This window comes from Streptomyces jumonjinensis (assembly GCF_009600885.1).
GTDB classification, from domain to species: Bacteria; Actinomycetota; Actinomycetes; order Streptomycetales; family Streptomycetaceae; genus Streptomyces; species Streptomyces jumonjinensis.
This window is the reverse complement of the sequence record NZ_VCLA01000171.1, coordinates 19632-21603: the sequence shown is the minus strand read 5'-3', so window position 1 is coordinate 21603 and position 1972 is coordinate 19632. Positions and strand designations below refer to the sequence as shown.

The window sequence follows — 1972 nt, the reverse complement described above, 5'->3', positions numbered from 1 at the left end:
CAGGGGTGGGAGATCCGCTTCGTGTCGAGGATGAACACGAGCGAGCCGTGGTGGAGCATCTGGCAGGCGATGCACCGCAGGGTCACCGACTTCCCGCCGCCCGTGGAGGCGTTGGCCAGGAGGTGCGGGGAGTCGGCGTCCAGGTCCACGGAGACGACCCGGCCACCGGCCCCGATCCCGATGACCGGCGCGGACTCCGGGGCCTTGGTCACCAGCTCGCGCGTCTTCGGGTCCTTGAACGCGGCTTTCGCCGGGGGCCGGCGGGTCTTCTTCACCAGCACATACGGCTTGGCCCCAGCCGGGTGCCAGGAGAACGACACCGCCTCCAGGGCGAGCTTCTGGGTGATGAGGTCGGCGACCGCATCACGGGAGAACCGCATGTGCATCGGCAGATCGACCCGTATCCGGGCGTCGTCGTCGGAGAAGTTGCACGGGATGTGGAGGTAGCGGCGCGGGTCGGTCTGCTCCGCGTACCCCAGCGGGCCCGCGAGCGCCTGGTGCAGCGGGTGGATCCACTCGCGGCTCAGCTCCCGGTGCCCGCGCCCGAGGATTCCGTACGCGATCCCGCCCGCGGCCGCGGCGGTGGCGGCGGTGACGCCGCCCGTCTCCAGCGCGGCGAGGACCGGGCCGGGGTTGTTCCAGAGGTTCTCGACGCTCTCTGCGGTGGCATCGAGGTCCCGGGCTGCCGCATAGCCGCCCACGCCGACGCCTCCCAGTACGGCCAGGCGGGGTATCAGGCGCTGCCAGCCGGCCCGGTACGAACGGCGCGGCACCCTGCCCTCGGTCTTCGGCAGGATGCGGGTCCCGGCCCGCCAGAACGTCGCGTCCGTCCTGCGCACCCCGTCCAGATCGCGGCCGGCCGGGATCTTCCCGATCCCGACCGCCAGCGACTCGGCGGTCTCCTCCACCTGCCTGTCGAACTTGCTCTGCCCCATAGCCGTCGTGCCCTCTCACCCGTGCCGTTTACTCCGGGCACCCAACACCCAGAACCGGACACGACCGTAAAACAGGGGGCCTATGCATAGATTTCGGCAAATCCCGGTGCACTTATGGATAAAAAAGGGCCGCCCCGGAGCAAGCGGAGCGGCTGCGGTTACTGCCGGATTTGAGCAAGGAGTATGTGTGGGGTCAGTGGCGAGGGAGCGTTGTGTGACTGGGTCGTCAACATGATCCAGACGCGTCCCCGCAAAGGCCCCCGAACCAGCACCTGGACGAGGAACGCGCGGCCTGCGGGCTGACCGGGCGGGTCAGACCTCGTGGCGAGGCGGGCCCGCCCGGGAGCACCTCACGGTCGGCTCTGCCTCGGCACCGGTGGCCCGGACGGATGGAGAGAAAGGGGCGGGGTTCAGGTCGCGGCGGTGAACGTCCAGCCGGTTTCGAAGGCTGCCCACTCGCTGAGGGTGATCAGGGTGCCGGAGGCGGCGGGGGTCGCGTCGACGGGTCCGTGTTCGAGGATGCGCAGGCGGGTGCCCTGCGAGCCGGTGGGGTGCGGCTGGGCGGGCTTGGCCGGGTCGAAGGTGCTACCCCGGCGAAGCCGGGGTAGCCCATGGCCCACATCTGCCGGCGTCCGCTCGGTTGGTCGGATGCCGCGTGGGGTTGCTGGGTGATCGTGCGGTCCGGCTGGACGGCCAGGGCCAGGCCGCTGTGGACGTTGATGATGCGGAAGAACGTGTACTTGGTGCCGTGGTGGTCAACTTCGAAACGCCACCGCTGGTGGGCGCCGTTGTTGCGGGTGTAGATGATCGGGGCGGTGCCGGGTGCGGTGGACGCGCGCGGCATATCCCACACCAGCGTGGGATGGGACGCCAGGGAGATGTAGAGCTCGCCGTCCGGGGCCTCGTGCGTCTCGTTGATGTCACGGAACTGTGCCATGTGCTCCCCCTGCTTCGTCTACGGTCCCGTCACGGAGACGGGACCGTCACCGGTCCTCGCCCGGGCCGGACTCAGGACATGTCCGCCACACAGTAGGGAG

At 69.8% G+C, this 1972-nt stretch carries 1 protein-coding gene and 1 pseudogene; both read right to left on the bottom strand.

Translation table 11 applies throughout. The features are described 5' to 3' along the window. Nucleotides 1-935: pseudogene (locus tag FF041_RS38170) on the bottom strand (pRL2-11); the annotation flags it as partial. Between the two features lie 469 nt (nucleotides 936-1404). Further along, the gene (locus FF041_RS26160; RefSeq protein ID WP_228388636.1) at nucleotides 1405-1872 is read right to left on the bottom strand and encodes an RICIN domain-containing protein; all 468 of its coding nucleotides are present in this window, start codon (nucleotides 1870-1872) and stop codon (nucleotides 1405-1407) included. Between the last annotated feature and the right edge of the window lie 100 nt (nucleotides 1873-1972).